Below are 18,383 nucleotides of genomic sequence, written 5' to 3'. Positions count from 1 at the left end.
CTGGTGGCCTGGGGCGGAATCGAACCACCGACACGCGGATTTTCAATCCGCTGCTCTACCAACTGAGCTACCGGGCCGTGAGCCGGAAATTATAGCCTAGGCCCCAGTGCGCTTCCCGCGCGAGAGGTCCACGCCCAGCTGCTTGAGCTTGCGGTACAGGTGGGTGCGCTCCAGCCCGGTCTTCTCGGCCACGCGGGTCATGGAGCCACCTTCCTTGGCCAGGTGGAACTCGAAGTAGCTCTTTTCGAACTCGTCGCGTGCGTCGCGCAGCGGCTTGTCCAGCTCGAAGGTCTGGCGCGCCTGCGGACCCATCTCCACGGGGGCCGGGATGGTCTGGCCACCGGTCATCGCGGCCTCCACCGTCAATTCGGTCACCGACGCGATCGGCGGCGAGACGTAGCCGGGCCCGGGCTTGGGCCGCAGGGCCGGGCCGTTGCCGCCGGCCGACTCGCGCGTGAGCGCCGCTTCCACCGCCTTGAGCAGCTTCTGCAGCGTGATCGGTTTTTCCAAAAAGGACTGCGCGCCGATCTTGGTGGCCTCGACGGCGGTCTCGATGGTGGCGTGTCCGCTCATCATGATCACCGGCATGGTCAGCTGGCCGGTACTGGACCATTCCTTGAGCAGCGTGACCCCGTCGGTGTCCGGCATCCAGATGTCCAGCAGCACCAGGTCGGGCCGGGCCGTCGCTCGGGCGGAGCGGGCCTGGGCAGCGTTCTGCGCCAACTCCACCGTGTGGCCTTCGTCGTTGAGGATCTCCGACAGCAGGTCCCGGATCCCCAGTTCGTCGTCGACCACCAGAATGTTTGCCATGTTGCTTTCGTGTGCAGCGCCGTCGAAGTGTTGTCACGCCGCAACTGCGAATGATAGCGAGACTTGGGCCCCCAGCACGACGCCCTCTTCCACGCGGTTCTTCACCTCGACGCGGGCGCCATGCTCGTCGGCGATCTTCTTGACCACCGCCAGGCCCAGCCCGGTGCCCTTGTCCTTGGTCGTGACGTACGGCTCGAACGCGCGCTTGAGGATGTAGTCGGGGAAACCGCTGCCGCTGTCCTGCACCACCATCCGCACGCGGCGGTTGGCGGCATTCCACTGGGTGCGCACCAGCACCTCCTTGCGCGTCGAGCCTTCGGTGGCGTCCTGGGCGTTCTGCAGCAGGTTGTGGATCACCTGGCGCAGCTGCTGGGCATCGCCCAGGATCGGCGGGCAGGCCGGGTCGAGTTCGGCGCGCACCGGCACATGGGCGCCCGCTGCGGTCTCGCCTTCGCGCACGTACAGGTGCAGCACGTCGGACAGCAGCCCGTTCAGGTCCAGCGGCTTGAGCTCGGCCGCCGGCAGGCGCGCGTAGTCGCGGAACTCGTTGACCAGCCGCTTCATCGCGTCGACCTGGTCGACGATGGTCTGCACCGACTTGCGCAGCACGGCGCGCTCGGGCTCGGCCACCTTGTCGCCCAGCTTGTGCGCCAGCCGCTCGGCCGACAACTGGATCGGCGTCAGCGGGTTCTTGATCTCGTGCGCCAGCCGCCGCGCGACCTCGCCCCAGGCCTGCGCCCGCTGGGCCGAGACGATTTCGGAGATGTCGTCGAACACCACCAGCCGGGCGGTCGTGCCGGGCTGGTCCCCCGGCATCAGCGCGCCCCGCGCCACCAGCGTGATGGCCGAGCCCTGCGCCGGCGAGCCGGCCTGCACCGGGTTGAGCTCGAACGACTGCTGCCAGTGGTCCGGGCCCTGCGGGCGCTGCTCGTTGGCGAAGTCCTCGAACTGCGCCAGCAGCGCCGCGCCGAAATCCTCCAGCCCGGGCACGGCGGCCAGCGGCTGGCCCTGGTGCTCCGACAAGGCCACGCGCAGGATGCGGGCCGCGCCGGGATTGGCGGTGTCGATGCGGCCCTGCTCGTCCAGCACGATCACGCCGGCGGTCAGGTTGTCCAGGATGGTCTGCAGGTGCGCGCGCGCGGCATTGACCTGCACCATGCTCTGGTCGACGGCCGTGCGCGCGTCGGCGAGCTGCTGGGTCATCTCGGCGAAGGATCGCGTCAGCCCGCCGAGTTCGTCCTTGCCCAGCAGCACCGGCTTGGGCGACAGGTCGCCAGCCGCCACCTCGCGCACGCCGGCCGCCAGCAGCAGCAGCGGCCGCGCGAGCTGGTTGCCCAGCAGCACGGCCAGGAAGACCGCCCCGAACACGGCCAGGAACAAGCTGAGCGTCAGGGTGCCGATGTACATCCGGCGCAGTCCCTCGCGCGCCAGCGCCCGCTCCTGGTACTCGCGATAGGCCTCCTGCACGGCAATCGCATTGGCGACCAGCGTGGGCGGCAGGCTCTGGGTGGCCTGCAGCACGCGCGCTTCGCCGACCAGGCCGAAGCCGCCGGGCACCACCGCCAGCGCCTTGATGCGGGCCTGGCTCACGGCACCGGGGCTGGGATCCTCCAGCCCCTCGATCACCGACATGGAACGCTGGTTGCGCGCGACCCGCAATTGCTGCGCCGTCGGCCGCTCGGGATTGAGCAGGAAGCGCGACTGCCCGGCGCTGGCGGCCAGCTGGCCATTGCCGCTCCACAGGATCAGGTCGTTGGCGGCCAGTTGCTCGCGCATGCGCTCCAGGGCCAGCGGTGCCGAGGTGTCGGGGACTTCGGCCAGCTGGGCGGCGGCGATGCGGGTCTTGTTGGCGAGGTCGGCGGCCAGCGTGTCCAGCGTCGATCGGCCCAGGCTCAGGCCCGCATCGAGGGCGCCTTCCACCTTGACGTCGAACCAGCTCTCGATCGAGCGCGAGACGAACTGGTAGGACACCACGTAGATCAGCAGCCCGGGCAGGAAGCCCACCAGCGCGAAGATCGCGGCCAGCTTGACGAGCAGCCGGCTGCCGAACTTGCCGCGGCGCACGCGCGACCACAGCCGCACCACCACCCATCCGATCACCAGCAGCAGCAGCCCGGCCACCACCATGTTCAGGGCGAACAGGCGGCCGTAGTTGCGCTCGTACAGCTCGCGGTTGCCGGTGGCCTGCGTCAGCAGGAACAGCAGGACGATGCCGATGGCGGTAACCACGGCGGCGCCCACCAGCAGGGCCCAGCGCACCGCGCGCTGGCTGCCGAACGTGGGCCGCGGCGGGGCCGACGCCTGCGGGTCCATCAGCGCAGGGTCTCCAGGGCCAGGCGCTGCGTGCGCGCCGCGGTCAGGCTCCAGTCGGACTGTCCGACGGCGCCGATCTGGAACGGCCTCGGCAGCTGGGAAACGTCGAGCCGGAACTGGAAGTCCACGCTGTAGCGGGCGTCCGGCTCCAGGTCGGCGAGTTCGGCGATCTTCCAGCGCGCGATGTGCTGGATCGCGGCCATGGCATCCTCCCGGCTGTCGAAGGTCTGGCCGAGCGCCAGCCCCGAACTGCCGATCGGAGTGGGCGACACCTGCAGCCGCCAGCGGCGGGTGAGCGGCTGGTAGGACAGGCGCATGTAGCGCGAGGCACCGGCCACGTGCTTGTCGTACCAGTACCAGCGGTCGCGCAGCAGCGAGGCATCCGCCACGAAGAACATCGGGATACCCTTGAGCAGGGCGTCCTCCACCGGAGCCGGCAGCTCGAAGCTGACGCTGGCGCTCAGCAGCACGCCTTCCTCGGACCGCTCCAGCCGCAGCTGCGTGACTTCGGCGGCCTCGGCGCGCGCCGGCGCCGCCGCCAGGGCCAGCGCCAGGGCCAGTGCCAATGCGCCCCAGCCGCGCTCAAGCAGCCGGCGCAGCGCGCTTTTCCAGCAGCGCGTAGAAGAAGCCGTCGTGGTCACCTTCCGGATTGTCCCGGACGGCTTCGCCGGAGCCCCCGGATGAGGGCAGCAAATGGCCCGGTGCGGGCAGCAAAGCCGCCGCTTTGTTGTGTGCAACAAACGCCTGCACGCGCTGCTCGCCTTCTTCGCGGAACACCGAGCAGGTGCAATACAGCAGGCGGCCACCCGGGCGCAGCAGGGGCCACAGGGCGGCCAGCAGCCGGTCCTGCTGCGCCGCCAGCCGGGCCACGTCGCCCGGCCGTCGCAGCCAGCGCACGTCGGGATGGCGGCGCACGATGCCGGACGCGGTGCAGGGCGCGTCCAGCAGGATGCCGTCGAACGGCTGCCCGTCCCACCAGTCGCGCACGGCAGCCGCATCGGCGGCGACGATGCGCGCCGACAGGCCCAGCCGCTGCAGGGTGTCGGCGATGCGTGCGGCGCGCTGGGGGTCGACTTCGAGCGCAACGAGGTCGGCGTCCGCCCGCTCCAGCAGGTGGGCCGCCTTGCCGCCGGGCGCCGCGCAGGCGTCCAGCAGGCGCAAAGGCCCGCCCGGCAACGGCTGCAGTCCTTCCAGCAGCAAGGGCGCCGCCAGCTGGGCGGCGGCGTCCTGCACCGAGACCTGCCCTTCGCGGAACCCCGGGATCTGGTGCACCGGACGCGGTTTCGCCAGCAGGAGACCGTCCTCGCCGACGGCCGATGCCTCGATGCCGGCGCTGCGCCAAGCCCTCAGCACTTCCGGCCGGCTGCTGCGCCGGACGTTGACCCGCAGCGTCATCGGAGGCGGGCTGTTGCCGGCGCGCAGGATGGCCCGCCAGTGCTGCGGATGGTCCTTGCGCAGGCGCTCGATCCACCAGCGCGGGTGATTCCACAGCGCCACCGGATCGCCGTCGGTGGCCGCCACCAGCGCGCCACGCTCGCGCAGGAAGCGGCGCAGGCAGGCGTTGATGAACCCGGACTGGGGCGCGGCGGCCGGCGAGCGCTTGGCCGCCTCCACCGCCTGGTCCACCAGGGTGAAGGATTCGTAAGGCGCCTCGGCTTCCTGCCAGCACAGGGCCAGCGCGGTGCACAGCAGCGCGTCGGCATCGCCGGGCGGGGCGCGGCGGGCCAGCTGGCGCCGCAGCGCCTCGGCGCGTCCCAGCTGGCGCAAGGCATGGAAGGACAGCGCCTGCGCAGCCGGGCGCAGCTCGGTCGGCACGCGCGCCAGCGCCGGCGTGGCCGATTCGCCCGCGCGCACGGCCTGGACCACGCGGGCCGCAGCCTGCAGCTGGCGCCAGAGCGGAAGGGAGGAGCCGCCTTCGCGCTCGCCGGTCACGGGGGGGCGGGACGGCGATGCCGGCATGCGCGGACCCGCTGCGGTGGTCAGCGCGCCGGTGCCCGCACGCCCGGCATCGGTTCGATGCCGCGGCCGGGGCGGAATCCGAACAGCCAGGCCAGCAGCAAGGCCGGGAACTGGGCAATGCCGTCGTTGTAGGCCTGCACGGCCAGGGTGAAGCGCTCGGCGGCGGCCGCGCACTGGGCGGCCATGTGCGCCCGCCGCTCGGTCAGGGTGTCCGGCAGGCGCGGTCCGGCCAGGTCATGCGCATCCTCGCGCTCGGCCCGCTCCCAGGCGGTGGCCAGCACGGACTGCGCCGCCGCCAGCGCGGCGATGCGCTCCGGCTCCAGCGGCCGGTGGCGCGCCGACGCCAGCGAGGCCTCCAGCTGCGCCGCCGCCCCCTGCAGGCCGCCCCAGAAAGATCCCTCCAGGCCGTCGAAGAGCGAGGCCGGGTGGTCCCCATCCTCGGGCAGCAGCTGATGGACCAGTTGCACCTGGCGCGCCAGCTCGGCGTCGAGCGCCGCGAAGCTGGCGCCGGCGTCGCCGCGCAGGCGCACCAGTCGGTTGTAGGCGCCCACGGTCCAGAACAGCAGCACGGCCGCGGCGACCCAGGTCATGACGGAGTTGGACATGCGGGCCCGGTGAAAGAAACGCCCCACCCGCGCGTGCGGATGGGGCGTCCAGTGTAGTGAAGCTCCGGGGACAGGCCGAGAAGTGCGAAGCGCACGTGCCGTCCTGCCCCCGGCCGATCGGAGCGAAGCGCCTACTCGGTCGGGCCGCCCTCGGCTTCCGGGCCCCCGGCTTCGGCCGTCACGCCGGCCAGTTCGGCGGCCTCGGCCTCGGCGATGGCGCGGCGCTCGGCCTCGTCCATCTGGTCCTTGGCCTTGCGCGCCTGGTGGTAGGCCATGCCGGTGCCCGCCGGGATCAGGCGGCCGACGATGACGTTCTCCTTCAGCCCGCGCAGCTCGTCGCGCTTGCCCATGATGGCCGCCTCGGTCAGCACGCGCGTCGTTTCCTGGAAGGACGCCGCGGAGATGAACGAGTCGGTGGACAGCGAGGCCTTGGTGATGCCCAGCAGCAGGTTGCTGTAGGTGGCCGGCACCTTGCCCTCGGCACGCAGCGCGTCGTTGGTGTCCAGCATCTCGGAGCGCTCGACCTGCTCGCCGGCGATGTAGCCGGACTCGCCCGGGTTCTCGACCACGACGCGGCGCAGCATCTGGCGAACGATCACCTCGATGTGCTTGTCGTTGATCTTCACGCCCTGCAGGCGGTAGACGTCCTGCACCTCGTCGACGATGTAGCGGGCCAGCTCCTCCATGCCCAGCAGGCGCAGGATGTCCTGCGGGTCGGCCGGGCCGTCCACGATGCTCTCGCCCTTGTTGACCACCTGGCCTTCGTGCACCAGGACGTTCTTCTCCTTGGGCACCAGCTCGGACCACTCGTTGCCTTCCGGATCGGTGATGACCAGCCGGATCTTGCCCTTGGTCTCCTTGCCGAACGACACCGTGCCGGTCATCTCGGCCAGCATGCCCTTGTCCTTGGGCGAGCGGGCCTCGAACAGCTCGGCCACGCGCGGCAGGCCGCCCGTGATGTCGCGGGTCTTCTGGCCTTCGATCGGGATGCGGGCCAGCACTTCGCCGGGCGCCACGTCCTGGCCGTCGCGCACCTGGATCAGGGCGCCGACCTGGAAGCCGATGGTCACCGCGTGGTCGGTGCCGGGGATCTTCACCTCGGCGCCGGCGGCGTCGACCAGCTTGACCTGCGGTCGCACCACCTTGGCCGAGCCGCGGCGCTTCGGGTCGATCACGACCAGGGTCGACAGGCCGGTGACCTCGTCCACCTGGCGGGCCACCGTCAGGCCTTCCTCGACGTTCTCGAACTTCACCTTGCCGGCGAACTCCGTGATGATCGGGCGGGTCAGCGGGTCCCAGTTGGCCAGGATGGTGCCGGCCTTGACGGACTGGTCGGCCTTCACCGTCAGCGTGGCGCCGTAGGGCACCTTGTGGCGCTCGCGCTCGCGGCCGTGCTCGTCGTGGATGACGACTTCGCCGGAACGGGCGATCACCACCAGCTCGCCCTTGCCGTTGGTCACGTAGCGCATCGTGCTGTTGAAGCCGATCACGCCGTTGGACTTGGCTTCCACGCTGGAGGCGATGGCCGCACGGGAGGCGGCACCGCCGATGTGGAAGGTCCGCATGGTCAGCTGCGTGCCCGGTTCGCCGATCGACTGGGCCGCGATCACGCCGACCGCTTCGCCGACGTTGACCAGGCCGCCGCGGCCGAGGTCGCGGCCGTAGCACCTGGAGCACAGGCCGAAGCGGGTGGCGCAGGTCAGCGCGGTGCGCACCTTCACTTCGTCGACGCCGGCGCCTTCCAGTTCCTCGATCGCGTCCTCGTCCAGCATGTGGCCGGCCGGCACGATCACCTGGCGGCTCTCGGGGTGCAGCACGTCCTCGGCCGCGGTGCGGCCCAGGATGCGGTCGCGCAGCGACTCGATCACCTCGCCGCCCTCGACGATGGCGCGCATCAGCGAGCCCTCGCTGGTGCCGCAGTCCTCCTCGGTCACCACCAGGTCCTGCGTCACGTCCACCAGCCGACGCGTCAGGTAGCCGGAGTTGGCCGTCTTCAGCGCCGTGTCGGCCAGGCCCTTGCGGGCGCCGTGCGTGGAGATGAAGTACTGCAGCACGTTCAGGCCTTCGCGGAAGTTGGCCGTGATCGGCGTCTCGATGATCGAGCCGTCCGGCTTGGCCATCAGGCCGCGCATGCCCGCCAGCTGGCGGATCTGGGCGGCCGAGCCGCGGGCGCCGGAGTCGGCCATCATGTAGATGGAGTTGAACGACTCCTGGTCCACTTCCTTGCCGCTGCGGTCGATCGTCTTTTCCTTGCGCAGCTGGTCCATCATCACCTTGGACACGGCATCGCCCGCCTTGCCCCAGATGTCGACCACCTTGTTGTAGCGCTCGCCGGCGGTGACCAGGCCCGAGACGTACTGCTGCTCGATGTCCTTCACCTCGCGCTCGGCGTCCTCGATGATGCGGTACTTCTCCTGCGGCACCAGCATGTCGTCGATGCCGATCGAGATGCCCGCCTTGGTCGCCAGCCGGAAGCCGTTCTGCAGCAGCTTGTCGGCGAAGACCACGGTCTCCTTCAGGCCGCACTTGCGGAAGGAGGCGTTGATCAGCCGGCTGATCTCCTTCTTCTTGAGCGCCTTGTTGATCAGCGCGTAGGGCAGGCCCTTGGGCAGGATCTCCGACAGCAGCGAGCGGCCCACGGTGGTGTCCACCAGGCCGGTGGTGGCCACGAATTCGCCGCTGGCCTTGTCCCTGGTGTACTCCGTCAGGCGCACGGTGACCTTGGCGGTCAGCTCGACGATGCCGGCGTCCAGCGCCCGCTGCACCTCGCCCACGTCGGCGAAGATCATGCCTTCACCCTTGGCGTTGATGCGCTCGCGGGTGGTGTAGTACAGGCCCAGCACCACGTCCTGCGACGGCACGATGGACGGCTCGCCGTTGGCCGGGAACAGCACGTTGTTGGACGCCAGCATCAGTGTGCGGGCCTCCATCTGCGCTTCCACCGAGAGCGGCACGTGCACGGCCATCTGGTCGCCGTCGAAGTCGGCGTTGAACGCGGCACACACCAGCGGGTGCAGCTGGATCGCCTTGCCCTCGATCAGGATCGGCTCGAACGCCTGGATGCCCAGGCGGTGCAGCGTCGGCGCCCGGTTCAGCATGACCGGGTGCTCCTTGATCACCTCTTCCAGGATGTCCCACACCACCGGGGTGCCGGACTCCACTTCCTTCTTGGCCGCCTTGATGGTGGTGGCGATGCCCATCGCCTCCAGCCGCGAGAAGATGAAGGGCTTGAACAGCTCCAGCGCCATCAGCTTGGGCAGCCCGCACTGGTGCAGCTTGAGGGTCGGGCCCACGGTGATCACCGAACGGCCCGAGTAGTCGACGCGCTTGCCCAGCAGGTTCTGGCGGAAGCGGCCGCTCTTGCCCTTGATCATGTCGGCCAGCGACTTCAGCGCGCGCTTGTTGGCGCCGGTCATGGCCTTGCCGCGGCGGCCGTTGTCCAGCAGGCTGTCCACCGCCTCCTGCAGCATGCGCTTCTCGTTGCGCGCGATGATCTCGGGCGCCTTCAGCTCCAGCAGGCGCTTGAGGCGCGAGTTGCGGTTGATGACGCGCCGGTACAGGTCGTTCAGGTCGGAGGTCGCGAAGCGGCCGCCGTCCAGCGGCACCAGCGGGCGCAGGTCCGGCGGCAGCACCGGCAGCACGTCCATCACCATCCACTCCGGCTTGATGCCCGACTTCTTGAACGCCTCCAGCACCTTCAGGCGCTTGGCGTTCTTCTTGACCTTGACTTCCGAGCCGGTCAGGTCGCCACGCAGCTTCTCGATCTCGATGTCGAGATCGATGCCCATCAGCAGGTCCTTGATGCCTTCCGCGCCCATCTTGGCGACGAACTCGTCACCGTGCTCCTTGCGCTTGGTCTCGTAGTCGTCCTCGGACATGATGCCGAACTTCTTCAGCGGGGTCATGCCGGGGTCGGTGATGACGTAGGCCTCGAAGTACAGCACGCGCTCGATGTCGCGCAGCGTCATGTCCAGCACCAGGCCCAGGCGCGAGGGCAGCGACTTCAGGAACCAGATGTGGGCGCAGGGCGCAGCCAGGTCGATGTGGCCCATGCGTTCGCGGCGCACCTTGGTCTGGGTGACTTCCACGCCGCACTTCTCGCAGATCACGCCCCGGTGCTTCAGGCGCTTGTACTTGCCGCACAGGCACTCGTAGTCCTTGATCGGGCCGAAGATCTTGGCGCAGAACAGGCCGTCGCGCTCGGGCTTGAAGGTGCGGTAGTTGATCGTCTCGGGCTTCTTGACTTCACCGAAGGACCACGAGCGGATCTTCTCCGGCGAGGCCATCCCGATCTTGATGGCGTCGAAATGCTCGTCCGGCGTGAATTGCTTGAACAGGTCGAGTAGCGATTTCATTTTCTCAATCCTCTAATCAGTTGGGGACAGAGCAAAAATTGCTGCGCAATTTCTTGGTCTGTCCCGCAAGGACCCACGCTTTAAGAACGCTCGAGTTCCATGTCGAGGCCGAGGGACCGGATCTCCTTGACCAGGACGTTGAACGACTCCGGCATGCCGGCGTCGATGGCGTGCTCGCCCTTGACGATGGACTCGTACACCTTGGTGCGGCCCTGCACGTCGTCGGACTTGACGGTCAGCATCTCCTGCAGCGTGTAGGCCGCACCGTAGGCTTCCAGCGCCCACACTTCCATTTCGCCGAAGCGCTGGCCGCCGAACTGCGCCTTGCCGCCCAGCGGCTGCTGGGTGACCAGGCTGTACGGGCCGGTCGAGCGGGCGTGCATCTTGTCGTCGACCAGGTGGTGCAGCTTGAGCACGTGCATGTAGCCCACGGTGACCGGCCGCTCGAAGGCGTCGCCGGTGCGGCCGTCGTACAGGTGGGCCTGGGTGCGGGTGGCGGTCAGGCCCTTGCGCTGCGCCGCCGCTTCCGGGAAGGCCAGCTGCAGCATGCTGCGGATCTCTTCCTCCGAGGCGCCGTCGAACACCGGCGTGGCGAAGGGCACGCCCTTGGCCAGTTCGCCGGCCATCTCCAGCACCTGCTCGTCGGACAGACTGGCGAAGTCCTCCTTGTGGCCGGAGCGGTTGTACAGCTCGTCCAGGAACTTGCGCAGATCGGCCGCGCGGGCCTCCTGCTGCAGCATGTCGCCGATGCGCTGGCCGATGCCGCGGGCGGCCCAGCCCAGGTGCACTTCCAGCACCTGGCCCACGTTCATGCGCGAAGGCACGCCCAGCGGGTTGAGCACGATGTCGCACGGCGTGCCGTCGGCCATGTAGGGCATGTCCTCGATCGGCACGATCTTGGACACCACGCCCTTGTTGCCGTGGCGGCCGGCCATCTTGTCGCCGGGCTGCAGGCGGCGCTTGACGGCCAGGTACACCTTGACCATCTTGAGCACGCCGGCCGGCAGCTCGTCGCCCTGCGTCAGCTTCTTGCGCTTTTCCTCGAAGGCGAGGTCGAAGTTGTGGCGCTGCTGCTCGATCGAGTTCTTGATCGACTCCAGCTGCGCGGCCACGTCGTCGTCGGCCGGGCGGATGTCGAACCAGTGGTATTTCTCGATCGACTGCAGGTAGGCCTTGTCGATCGTGGTGCCGCGGGCCAGCTTCTGCGGACCGCCGTTGGCGACCTTGCCGGTCAGCAGCTTCTCGATCCGGTCGAAGGCGTCGGCCTCGACGATGCGCAGCTGGTCGTTCAGGTCCAGGCGGAAGCGCTTGAGCTCGTCGTCGATGATCTGCTGGGCGCGCTTGTCGCGCTGGATGCCCTCGCGGGTGAACACCTGCACGTCGATCACCGTGCCCTGCGAGCCCTGGTCGACGCGCAGCGAGGTGTCCTTCACGTCGGAGGCCTTCTCGCCGAAGATCGCGCGCAGCAGCTTTTCCTCCGGCGTCAGCGTGGTCTCGCCCTTGGGCGTGACCTTGCCCACCAGCGTGTCGCCCGGCATGACCTCGGCGCCCACGTAGATGATGCCGCTCTCGTCCAGGCGGTTGAGCTGCTGTTCGGACAGGTTCGGGATGTCGCGGGTGATTTCCTCGGCGCCCAGCTTGGTGTCGCGCGCCATCACCACCAGCTCCTCGATGTGGATCGAGGTGTAGCGGTCGTCGGCGACCACGCGCTCGCTGATCAGGATCGAGTCCTCGAAGTTGTAGCCGTTCCAGGGCATGAACGCCACCAGCATGTTCTGGCCGAGCGCCAGTTCGCCCAGGTCGGTCGAGGCGCCGTCGGCCACCACGTCGCCCTTGGCGATCTTGTCGCCGCGCTTGACGATCGGGCGCTGGTGGATGTTGGTGTTCTGGTTGGAACGCTGATACTTGATCAGGTTGTAGATGTCCACCCCGACCTCGCCGGCCTGGGCTTCGTCGTCGTTGACGCGCACCACGATGCGGGTGGCGTCCACGTAGTCGACCACGCCGCCGCGGCTGGCCGTGACCACGGTGCCGGAGTCGATCGCGGAGACGCGCTCGATGCCGGTGCCCACGTAGGCCTTCTCGGGGCGCAGCACCGGCACGGCCTGGCGCTGCATGTTGGCGCCCATCAGCGCTCTGTTGGCGTCGTCGTGCTCCAGGAACGGCACCAGCGAGGCCGCCACCGAGACGATCTGCGCCGGCGAGACGTCCATGTACTGGATGCGGTCGGCCGACACCAGGATCGACTCGCCGCGCTCGCGGGCGGAGACCAGGTCGCCGGTCAGGCGGCCCTGCTCGTCGAGCGCCGCGTTGGCCTGGGCGATCACGTACTTGCCTTCCTCGATGGCCGACAGGTAGTCGATCTCGTAGGTCACCTTGCCGTCCACCACGCGGCGGTACGGCGTCTCGATGAAGCCGTATTCGTTCAGGCGGGCATACAGGGCCAGCGAGTTGATCAGGCCGATGTTCGGGCCTTCCGGCGTCTCGATCGGGCAGACGCGGCCGTAGTGCGTGACGTGCACGTCGCGCACCTCGAAGCCGGCGCGCTCGCGCGTCAGGCCGCCCGGGCCCAGGGCCGAGACGCGGCGCTTGTGCGTGATCTCGGACAGCGGGTTGGTCTGGTCCATGAACTGCGACAGCTGCGACGCGCCGAAGAACTCCTTCAGGGCCGCGGAGATCGGCTTGGAGTTGATCAGGTCGTGCGGCATCAGCGGTTCCTGCTCGGCCTGGCCGAGGCGCTCCTTCACCGCCTTCTCGATCCGGGCCAGGCCGGTGCGGTACTGGTTCTCGGCCAGTTCGCCCACGCAGCGCACGCGCCGGTTGCCCAGGTGGTCGATGTCGTCGACCTCGCCGCGCCCGTTGCGCAGGTCCACCAGGATCTTGACCACCGCGAGGATGTCCTCGTTGGTCAGCACCATCGGGCCGGTGCTCTCGTCGCGGCCGACCTTGGCGTTGAACTTCATGCGGCCCACGCGCGAGAGGTCGTAGGTGTCCGGGTTGTAAAACAGCCGCTGGAACAGGGCCTGCACCGCGTCCTCGGTGGGCGGCTCGCCGGGGCGCATCATGCGGTAGATGGCCACGCGCGCCTGGAACTCGTCGGCGGTCTCGTCGATGCGCAGGGTCTGGCTGATGTACGGGCCCTGGTCGAGCTCGTTGGTGTAGATCACCTGCAGTTCCTGCACATGGGCCGCGCGCAGCTTCTTGAGCAGCGCCTCGGTCAGCTCGTCGTTGGCCTTGGCGATGATCTCGCCGGTGTCGGGATCGACGATGGCACGGGCCACCACGCGGCCGACCAGGAAGTCCTCCGGCACGCTGATGTGGGTGGTGCCCGATTGCTCCAGCTCGCGCGTGTGGCGCGCGGTGACGCGCTTGTCCTTGGCCACGATGACCTTGCCGGACTTGTCGGTGATGTCGAAGCGGGCCACCTCGCCGCGCAGGCGCTCGGGCACGAACTCCATCTGCGCGCCGCTGTCCATCAGGCGGAAGTTGTCGTTGACGAAGAAGTTCGCCAGGATCGACTCGGGGGTCAGGCCGATCGCCTTGAGCAGGATCGTCACCGGCATCTTGCGGCGGCGGTCGACGCGGAAGTACAGGATGTCCTTGGGGTCGAACTCGAAATCCAGCCAGGAGCCGCGGTACGGAATGATGCGGGCCGAGAACAGCAGCTTGCCCGAGCTGTGCGTCTTGCCCTTGTCATGCTCGAAGAAGACGCCGGGCGAGCGGTGCAGCTGCGACACGATCACGCGCTCGGTGCCGTTGATGATGAAGGAGCCCTTGTCGGTCATCAGGGGCACCTCGCCCATGTAGACCTCCTGCTCCTTGACTTCCTTGACCACCTTGGACTGCGGCGTGGACGACTCGCGGTCGTAGATGATCAGCTGCACCTTGGCGCGCACCGCCGAAGCGTAGGTCAGGCCGCGGGTCTGGCACTCGCGCACGTCGAAGGCGGGCTTGGCCAGGTTGTATTCGATGAACTTCATCTCGACAAAGCCGTTGTGCGAGACGATCGGGAAGGCCGCGTCGAAGGCGGCCTGCAGGCCCTCGACGGTACGCCGGGAGGGCGCCACGTCGGCCTGGAGGAAGGCGGTGTACGCGTCCTTCTGCATCTGCAGCAGGTAGGGCACTTCCAGCACGCTGTCGCGATTGCCGAAGCTCTTGCGGATGCGCTTGCGTTCGGTATAAGAATAGGCCATGGGATCTCCGGGCTATTGAGCTCTTGCGCAACTGACGCGCCCATCCCGGCGGGGGGGGAAGGGCGTTGCTTGGCGGGTTGGCCACTACCAACCATGGCGGACGGCCGTGCATTGCACACGGCCCGAACCAAGGCATCTCCTGCAGTCGGGGTCAGAAGACACTCGAAAAAACTGGCGAACCTTCAATTAGGCCAGCTCTTTCGGGTGCTTTCAGGCCACGCCTCAATAAGCACCAAAGGCTGGAGGCCCTTTGGGAGCCTCCAGCCTCGGCAGGTGGACCCGGTTACTTGAGTTCGACCTTGGCGCCGGCTTCTTCCAGCTTCTTCTTGGCCGCCTCGGCATCGGCCTTGGCAATGCCTTCCTTGACGGGCTTCGGGGCACCGTCGACCAGGTCCTTGGCCTCCTTCAGGCCCAGGCCGGTGAGCTCGCGCACCGCCTTGATGACCGACACCTTGTTGGCGCCCGCTTCCAGCAGCTGCACGGTGAACTCGGTCTTCTCCTCGGCAGCCGGGGCGGCGGCACCGCCACCGCCGGCAGCCGGAGCGGCCATGGCGGCAGCGCTCACGCCGAACTTCTCTTCGATCGCCTTGACCAGGTCATTGAGTTCCATGACCGTCATGCTGTCCAGCGCGGTCAGGAATGCGTCTTTGTCGAATGCCATTTGGTTTGTTCCTTCAATGAATGGGGTTGGATTGCTCGCTCGTCAAGCCGCTGCCGGGGCCGCCTCGTCGCCGCCGCCCTTCTGGGCAGCCAGCGCGCCCAGCACCACGGCCGTGCGCGAGATCGGCGACATCAGCAGGCCGCACAGCTGGGCCAGCAGCACTTCCTTGCTCGGGATGCTCGCCAGCTGCTTGACGCCGTTGACGTCCAGGGCCTTGCCCCCGTAGGCGCCGCCGCGAATGACCAGCTTGTCGTTGGTCTTCGCGAAATCGGCCACCACGCGGGCGGCGGCCACGGCATCCACGGAAAAGCCATAGATCAGCGGGCCGGTCATCTGGTCGGCCACCACTTCGAAGCCGCTGCCGCTCACAGCCCGGCGGGCCAGGGTGTTCTTCAGAACACTCAGGCTCACGCCCTGCTTGCGCGCATCGTTGCGCAGCTTCGTCATGTCGGCGACCGTGATGCCGCGGTACTCCGCCAACACCAGCGTCTGGGCCTGGGCGGCGAGACCGGTCACCTCTTCGACGACCGCTTGCTTCTCACTGCGATTCAGACTCAAGGTCTACTCCTTCCAAAATGCGCCGGCGGGTTGGCACCACGCGCGGCGCGCCTTTGCTGCAGCGACCAAACCTCGAGGGAACTTCTCAACTCTCTCTCGGCGGGATCGCCATCTGCGCTGGCCGGGCTGCCGGGTCGCCCCGGCGGCCGCCGATTAAGCGCATTGCTGCGCGCCAGCGGTCTTGGATGGCCTGCCGGTTCCTTGCGGATCCGGCAGCCCACCATGCCGGCCGGCCCCTTGCGGGCCTGCGCCGGAATCTCTGTCAGAGGTGCCCGGGCGATGCGCTCCCGGCACCTCGTCGCGACTAAGCCGTGATGGTCTGGGTGTCGACCCGGACGCCCACGCCCATGGTCGAGGACACTGCCACCTTGCGCAGGTACACGCCCTTGCTCGACGCCGGCTTGGCCTTGTTCAGGGCGTCGATCAGCGCCGCCAGGTTGCCCTGCAGCTTGTCGGTCTCGAACGAACGGCGGCCGATCGTGCCGTGGATGATCCCGGCCTTGTCGACGCGGAACTGCACCTGGCCGGCCTTGGCGTTCTTGACGGCCGTGGCCACGTCCGGGGTCACCGTGCCGACCTTGGGGTTGGGCATCAGGCCGCGCGGGCCCAGGATCTGGCCCAGCGTGCCGACCACGCGCATCGCGTCGGGGGCGGCGATCACCACGTCGAACGGCATGTCGCCGGCCTTGACGCGGGCGGCCAGGTCGTCCATGCCGACCACATCGGCGCCGGCGGCCTTGGCTTCCTCGGCCTTGGCGCCCTGGGCGAACACGGCCACGCGCTTGGTCTTGCCGGTGCCGTTGGGCATCACCACGGCGCCGCGAACGACCTGGTCGGATTTCTTGGCGTCGATGCCCAGCTGCACGGCCACGTCGATGGACTCATCGAACTTGGCGGTGGCGCACTCCTTGACGATGCCCAGGGCTTCGGTCAGCGGGTACAGCCGGTTGCTGTCGACCTTGCCCTGCAGGGCTTTCTGCTTCTTGCTCGGCTTGGCCATTTACACGCCCTCCACGGTGACGCCCATGGAACGGGCCGAACCCGCCAGGGTCTTGATCGCGCCTTCGAGGTCGGCGGCGTTCATGTCCTTCAGCTTGGTCTTGGCGATCTCCTCGAGCTGGGCCCGGGTGATCTTGCCGACCTTGTCGGTGGCGGGCTTGGCCGAGCCCTTGTCGAGCTTGATCGCCTTCTTGATCAGCGTGGTCGCCGGCGGCGTCTTGATGATGAAGGTGAAGCTCTTGTCCGCGTAGGCGGTGATCACCACCGGCAGCGGCAGGCCCGGCTCGACACCCTGGGTCTGGGCGTTGAACGCCTTGCAGAACTCCATGATGTTCAGGCCGCGCTGGCCCAGCGCAGGGCCGATCGGGGGCGACGGGTTGGCCTTGCCAGCCGGCACTTGCAGCTTGACAAAACCGACGATCTTCTTCGCCATGGTTCAGGTACTCCTTGCGGGTGCAAACGCCTCGGCTTTCGGGCCTCGGCTCCCCGGGGGTTGCGGCTCTGACTGCTACCGTTGACTGCCGAGCCGGAAAGGCACTCAACATCCACAGACGAGGCCCGGAACGGGCCTCGTCATCCAGTTACGTTTTCTCGACCTGCGAGAACTCGAGCTCGACCGGTGTCGCCCGGCCGAAGATGGTGACGGACACGCGCACCTTGCTCTTCTCGTAGTTGACTTCCTCGACGGTGCCGTTGAAGTCGGTGAAGGGGCCGTCCTTGACGCGCACGTACTCGCCGACCACGAACTCCACCTTGTGGCGCGGCTTCTCCACGCCCTCTTCCATCTGGCCCAGGATCTTGGCGACCTCGTCCTCGGAGATCGGCGCCGGGCGGTTCTTGGCGCCACCCACGAAGCCCGTCACCTTGTTGGTGTGCTTGACCAGGTGCCAGGTGTCGTCGTTCATCACCATCTGCACCAGCACGTAGCCCGGGTAGAAGCGGCGCTCGGAAGTGCGCTTCTGGCCGTTGCGGATCTCGACCACTTCCTCGGTGGGCACCAGGATCTCGCCAAACATGTCCTGCATGCCGGCACGGTTGATTCGCTCGCGGATGTTGCGCTCGACGGCCTTTTCCATGCCCGAGTAGGCATGGACCACGTACCAGCGCAAGTCGGGGTTGGCCGGCTTGGCGGGTGCCGCCGGCTCACCGGCTTCGCTGCGGGGCGTTTCGGTTTCGCTCATTGATTACTTCCAGCCCAGGATCAGGTCGTAGAAGACCCACTCCAGGGTCTTGTCGGTCAGCCACAGGAACAGGGCCATGATCACGACGAAGCCGAACACGTAGGCCGTCATCTGGATCGCCTCCTTGCGGGTGGGCCAGACGACCTTCTTGACTTCCTTCCAGGAATCGCGGCCGAACGCGGCAAAAGCCTTGCCCGATTCGGAGGTCATGAAGACCACGAAGGCCGCGGCCAGCGCCAGCACCAGCGCGCCCCACTGCGCCACGGCGCCCTGGCGGCCGAGCAGGTAGAAGCCGGCCAGCCCGGCAATCACCAGGGCGGCGGCCGCACCGAGCCTGGCCTTCTCGGCGCCCGTGGTGACGGTTTCAACTTGCGAAGAGGCCATGAAAGGCGTGTTCCTGCTTGTGTGTTCCACCGCTCCCTACGAACGGTGAAGCCCGTCGCTTCGGACGGGCTTGGTTGTCGTGCCCTGCGGGGCCTCGGTCGCCGCCTTCAGGTGGCAGGGGCAGTAGGAATCGAACCTACAACCTTCGGTTTTGGAGACCGACGCTCTGCCAATTGAGCTATACCCCTAATCCGCTACGCTCCAACAGGAAACGTCCCCGCTGGCGCGGGGCCGTCCCTTACTCCATGATCTTGGCGACGACGCCGGCGCCCACGGTCTTGCCGCCCTCGCGGATGGCAAAGCGCAGGCCCTCTTCCATGGCGATCGGCGCGATCAGCTTGACCGTGATCGTCACGTTGTCGCCC

At 68.2% G+C, this 18,383-nt stretch carries 13 protein-coding genes, 2 tRNA genes and 1 pseudogene; all 16 read right to left on the bottom strand.

What is annotated here, in order from left to right:
* Nucleotide 1 precedes the first annotated feature (1 nt).
* A tRNA-Phe gene (locus V6M57_RS07920) sits at nucleotides 2–77 on the bottom strand.
* Between the two features lie 19 nt (nucleotides 78–96).
* Nucleotides 97–810, bottom strand: coding sequence for a response regulator (locus V6M57_RS07915; RefSeq protein ID WP_332814442.1), 714 nt, complete (start codon nucleotides 808–810; stop codon nucleotides 97–99).
* 33 nt (nucleotides 811–843) lie between these two features.
* Nucleotides 844–3,123, bottom strand: a complete 2,280-nt coding sequence (locus tag V6M57_RS07910) for a sensor histidine kinase (RefSeq protein ID WP_332814441.1) — start codon at nucleotides 3,121–3,123, stop codon at nucleotides 844–846.
* Entirely contained in the window at nucleotides 3,123–3,683 is a 561-nt protein-coding gene (locus V6M57_RS07905) for a DUF4390 domain-containing protein (protein ID WP_442968795.1), read from the bottom strand. Before V6M57_RS07905 ends, V6M57_RS07910 begins: the two co-directional genes overlap by 1 nt.
* A gap of 22 nt (nucleotides 3,684–3,705) precedes the next feature.
* Nucleotides 3,706–5,082, bottom strand: a complete 1,377-nt coding sequence (rsmB, locus tag V6M57_RS07900) for a 16S rRNA (cytosine(967)-C(5))-methyltransferase RsmB (RefSeq protein ID WP_332814439.1) — start codon at nucleotides 5,080–5,082, stop codon at nucleotides 3,706–3,708.
* Between the two features lie 20 nt (nucleotides 5,083–5,102).
* Nucleotides 5,103–5,687 carry a LemA family protein gene (locus tag V6M57_RS07895; protein WP_332814438.1) on the bottom strand — a complete coding sequence of 195 codons (585 nt, stop codon included), beginning with the start codon at nucleotides 5,685–5,687 and terminating at the stop codon, nucleotides 5,103–5,105.
* A 131-nt stretch (nucleotides 5,688–5,818) separates the two neighbouring features.
* Nucleotides 5,819–10,042, bottom strand: a complete 4,224-nt coding sequence (gene rpoC, locus V6M57_RS07890) for a DNA-directed RNA polymerase subunit beta' (protein ID WP_332814437.1) — start codon at nucleotides 10,040–10,042, stop codon at nucleotides 5,819–5,821.
* An 80-nt stretch (nucleotides 10,043–10,122) separates the two neighbouring features.
* The gene (rpoB, locus tag V6M57_RS07885) at nucleotides 10,123–14,235 is read right to left on the bottom strand and encodes a DNA-directed RNA polymerase subunit beta (protein WP_332814436.1); all 4,113 of its coding nucleotides are present in this window, start codon (nucleotides 14,233–14,235) and stop codon (nucleotides 10,123–10,125) included.
* Nucleotides 14,236–14,518: 283 nt separating this feature from the next.
* Nucleotides 14,519–14,896, bottom strand: a complete 378-nt coding sequence (rplL, locus tag V6M57_RS07880; RefSeq protein WP_332814435.1) for a 50S ribosomal protein L7/L12 — start codon at nucleotides 14,894–14,896, stop codon at nucleotides 14,519–14,521.
* Between the two features lie 42 nt (nucleotides 14,897–14,938).
* Nucleotides 14,939–15,454: a 50S ribosomal protein L10 gene (gene rplJ, locus V6M57_RS07875; protein ID WP_332814434.1), complete on the bottom strand. Its 516-nt coding sequence runs from the start codon at nucleotides 15,452–15,454 to the stop codon at nucleotides 14,939–14,941.
* Between the two features lie 304 nt (nucleotides 15,455–15,758).
* Nucleotides 15,759–16,454, bottom strand: coding sequence for a 50S ribosomal protein L1 (gene rplA / locus V6M57_RS07870; RefSeq protein ID WP_332814433.1), 696 nt, complete (start codon nucleotides 16,452–16,454; stop codon nucleotides 15,759–15,761).
* Nucleotides 16,455–16,886 carry a 50S ribosomal protein L11 gene (gene rplK / locus V6M57_RS07865; RefSeq protein WP_332814432.1) on the bottom strand — a complete coding sequence of 144 codons (432 nt, stop codon included), beginning with the start codon at nucleotides 16,884–16,886 and terminating at the stop codon, nucleotides 16,455–16,457.
* Nucleotides 16,887–17,034: 148 nt separating this feature from the next.
* The gene (gene nusG, locus V6M57_RS07860; protein WP_332814431.1) at nucleotides 17,035–17,634 is read right to left on the bottom strand and encodes a transcription termination/antitermination protein NusG; all 600 of its coding nucleotides are present in this window, start codon (nucleotides 17,632–17,634) and stop codon (nucleotides 17,035–17,037) included.
* Nucleotides 17,635–17,637: 3 nt separating this feature from the next.
* The gene (gene secE, locus V6M57_RS07855; RefSeq protein ID WP_332814430.1) at nucleotides 17,638–18,018 is read right to left on the bottom strand and encodes a preprotein translocase subunit SecE; all 381 of its coding nucleotides are present in this window, start codon (nucleotides 18,016–18,018) and stop codon (nucleotides 17,638–17,640) included.
* A 112-nt stretch (nucleotides 18,019–18,130) separates the two neighbouring features.
* A tRNA-Trp gene (locus V6M57_RS07850) sits at nucleotides 18,131–18,206 on the bottom strand.
* A gap of 50 nt (nucleotides 18,207–18,256) precedes the next feature.
* Nucleotides 18,257–18,383: pseudogene (gene tuf / locus V6M57_RS07845) on the bottom strand (elongation factor Tu); the annotation flags it as partial.

The organism is Ramlibacter sp., from assembly GCF_036676645.1.
Taxonomy (GTDB): domain Bacteria; phylum Pseudomonadota; class Gammaproteobacteria; order Burkholderiales; family Burkholderiaceae_C; genus Ramlibacter.
Note: the sequence above shows the minus strand (reverse complement) of the source record. Positions and strands in the feature narration are given on the sequence as shown.

Coding starts and splice junctions, on each gene's coding strand:
- V6M57_RS07895 (WP_332814438.1), bottom strand. CDS start 5,687: ATGTCCAACTCCGTCATGACCTGGGTCGCCGCGGCCGTGCTGCTGTTC.
- rplL (WP_332814435.1), bottom strand. CDS start 14,896: ATGGCATTCGACAAAGACGCATTCCTGACCGCGCTGGACAGCATGACG.
- rpoC (WP_332814437.1), bottom strand. CDS start 10,042: ATGAAATCGCTACTCGACCTGTTCAAGCAATTCACGCCGGACGAGCAT.
- rplK (WP_332814432.1), bottom strand. CDS start 16,886: ATGGCGAAGAAGATCGTCGGTTTTGTCAAGCTGCAAGTGCCGGCTGGC.
- rpoB (WP_332814436.1), bottom strand. CDS start 14,235: ATGGCCTATTCTTATACCGAACGCAAGCGCATCCGCAAGAGCTTCGGC.
- V6M57_RS07910 (WP_332814441.1), bottom strand. CDS start 3,123: ATGGACCCGCAGGCGTCGGCCCCGCCGCGGCCCACGTTCGGCAGCCAG.
- secE (WP_332814430.1), bottom strand. CDS start 18,018: ATGGCCTCTTCGCAAGTTGAAACCGTCACCACGGGCGCCGAGAAGGCC.
- rplA (WP_332814433.1), bottom strand. CDS start 16,454: ATGGCCAAGCCGAGCAAGAAGCAGAAAGCCCTGCAGGGCAAGGTCGAC.
- V6M57_RS07915 (WP_332814442.1), bottom strand. CDS start 810: ATGGCAAACATTCTGGTGGTCGACGACGAACTGGGGATCCGGGACCTG.
- nusG (WP_332814431.1), bottom strand. CDS start 17,634: ATGAGCGAAACCGAAACGCCCCGCAGCGAAGCCGGTGAGCCGGCGGCA.
- rsmB (WP_332814439.1), bottom strand. CDS start 5,082: ATGCCGGCATCGCCGTCCCGCCCCCCCGTGACCGGCGAGCGCGAAGGC.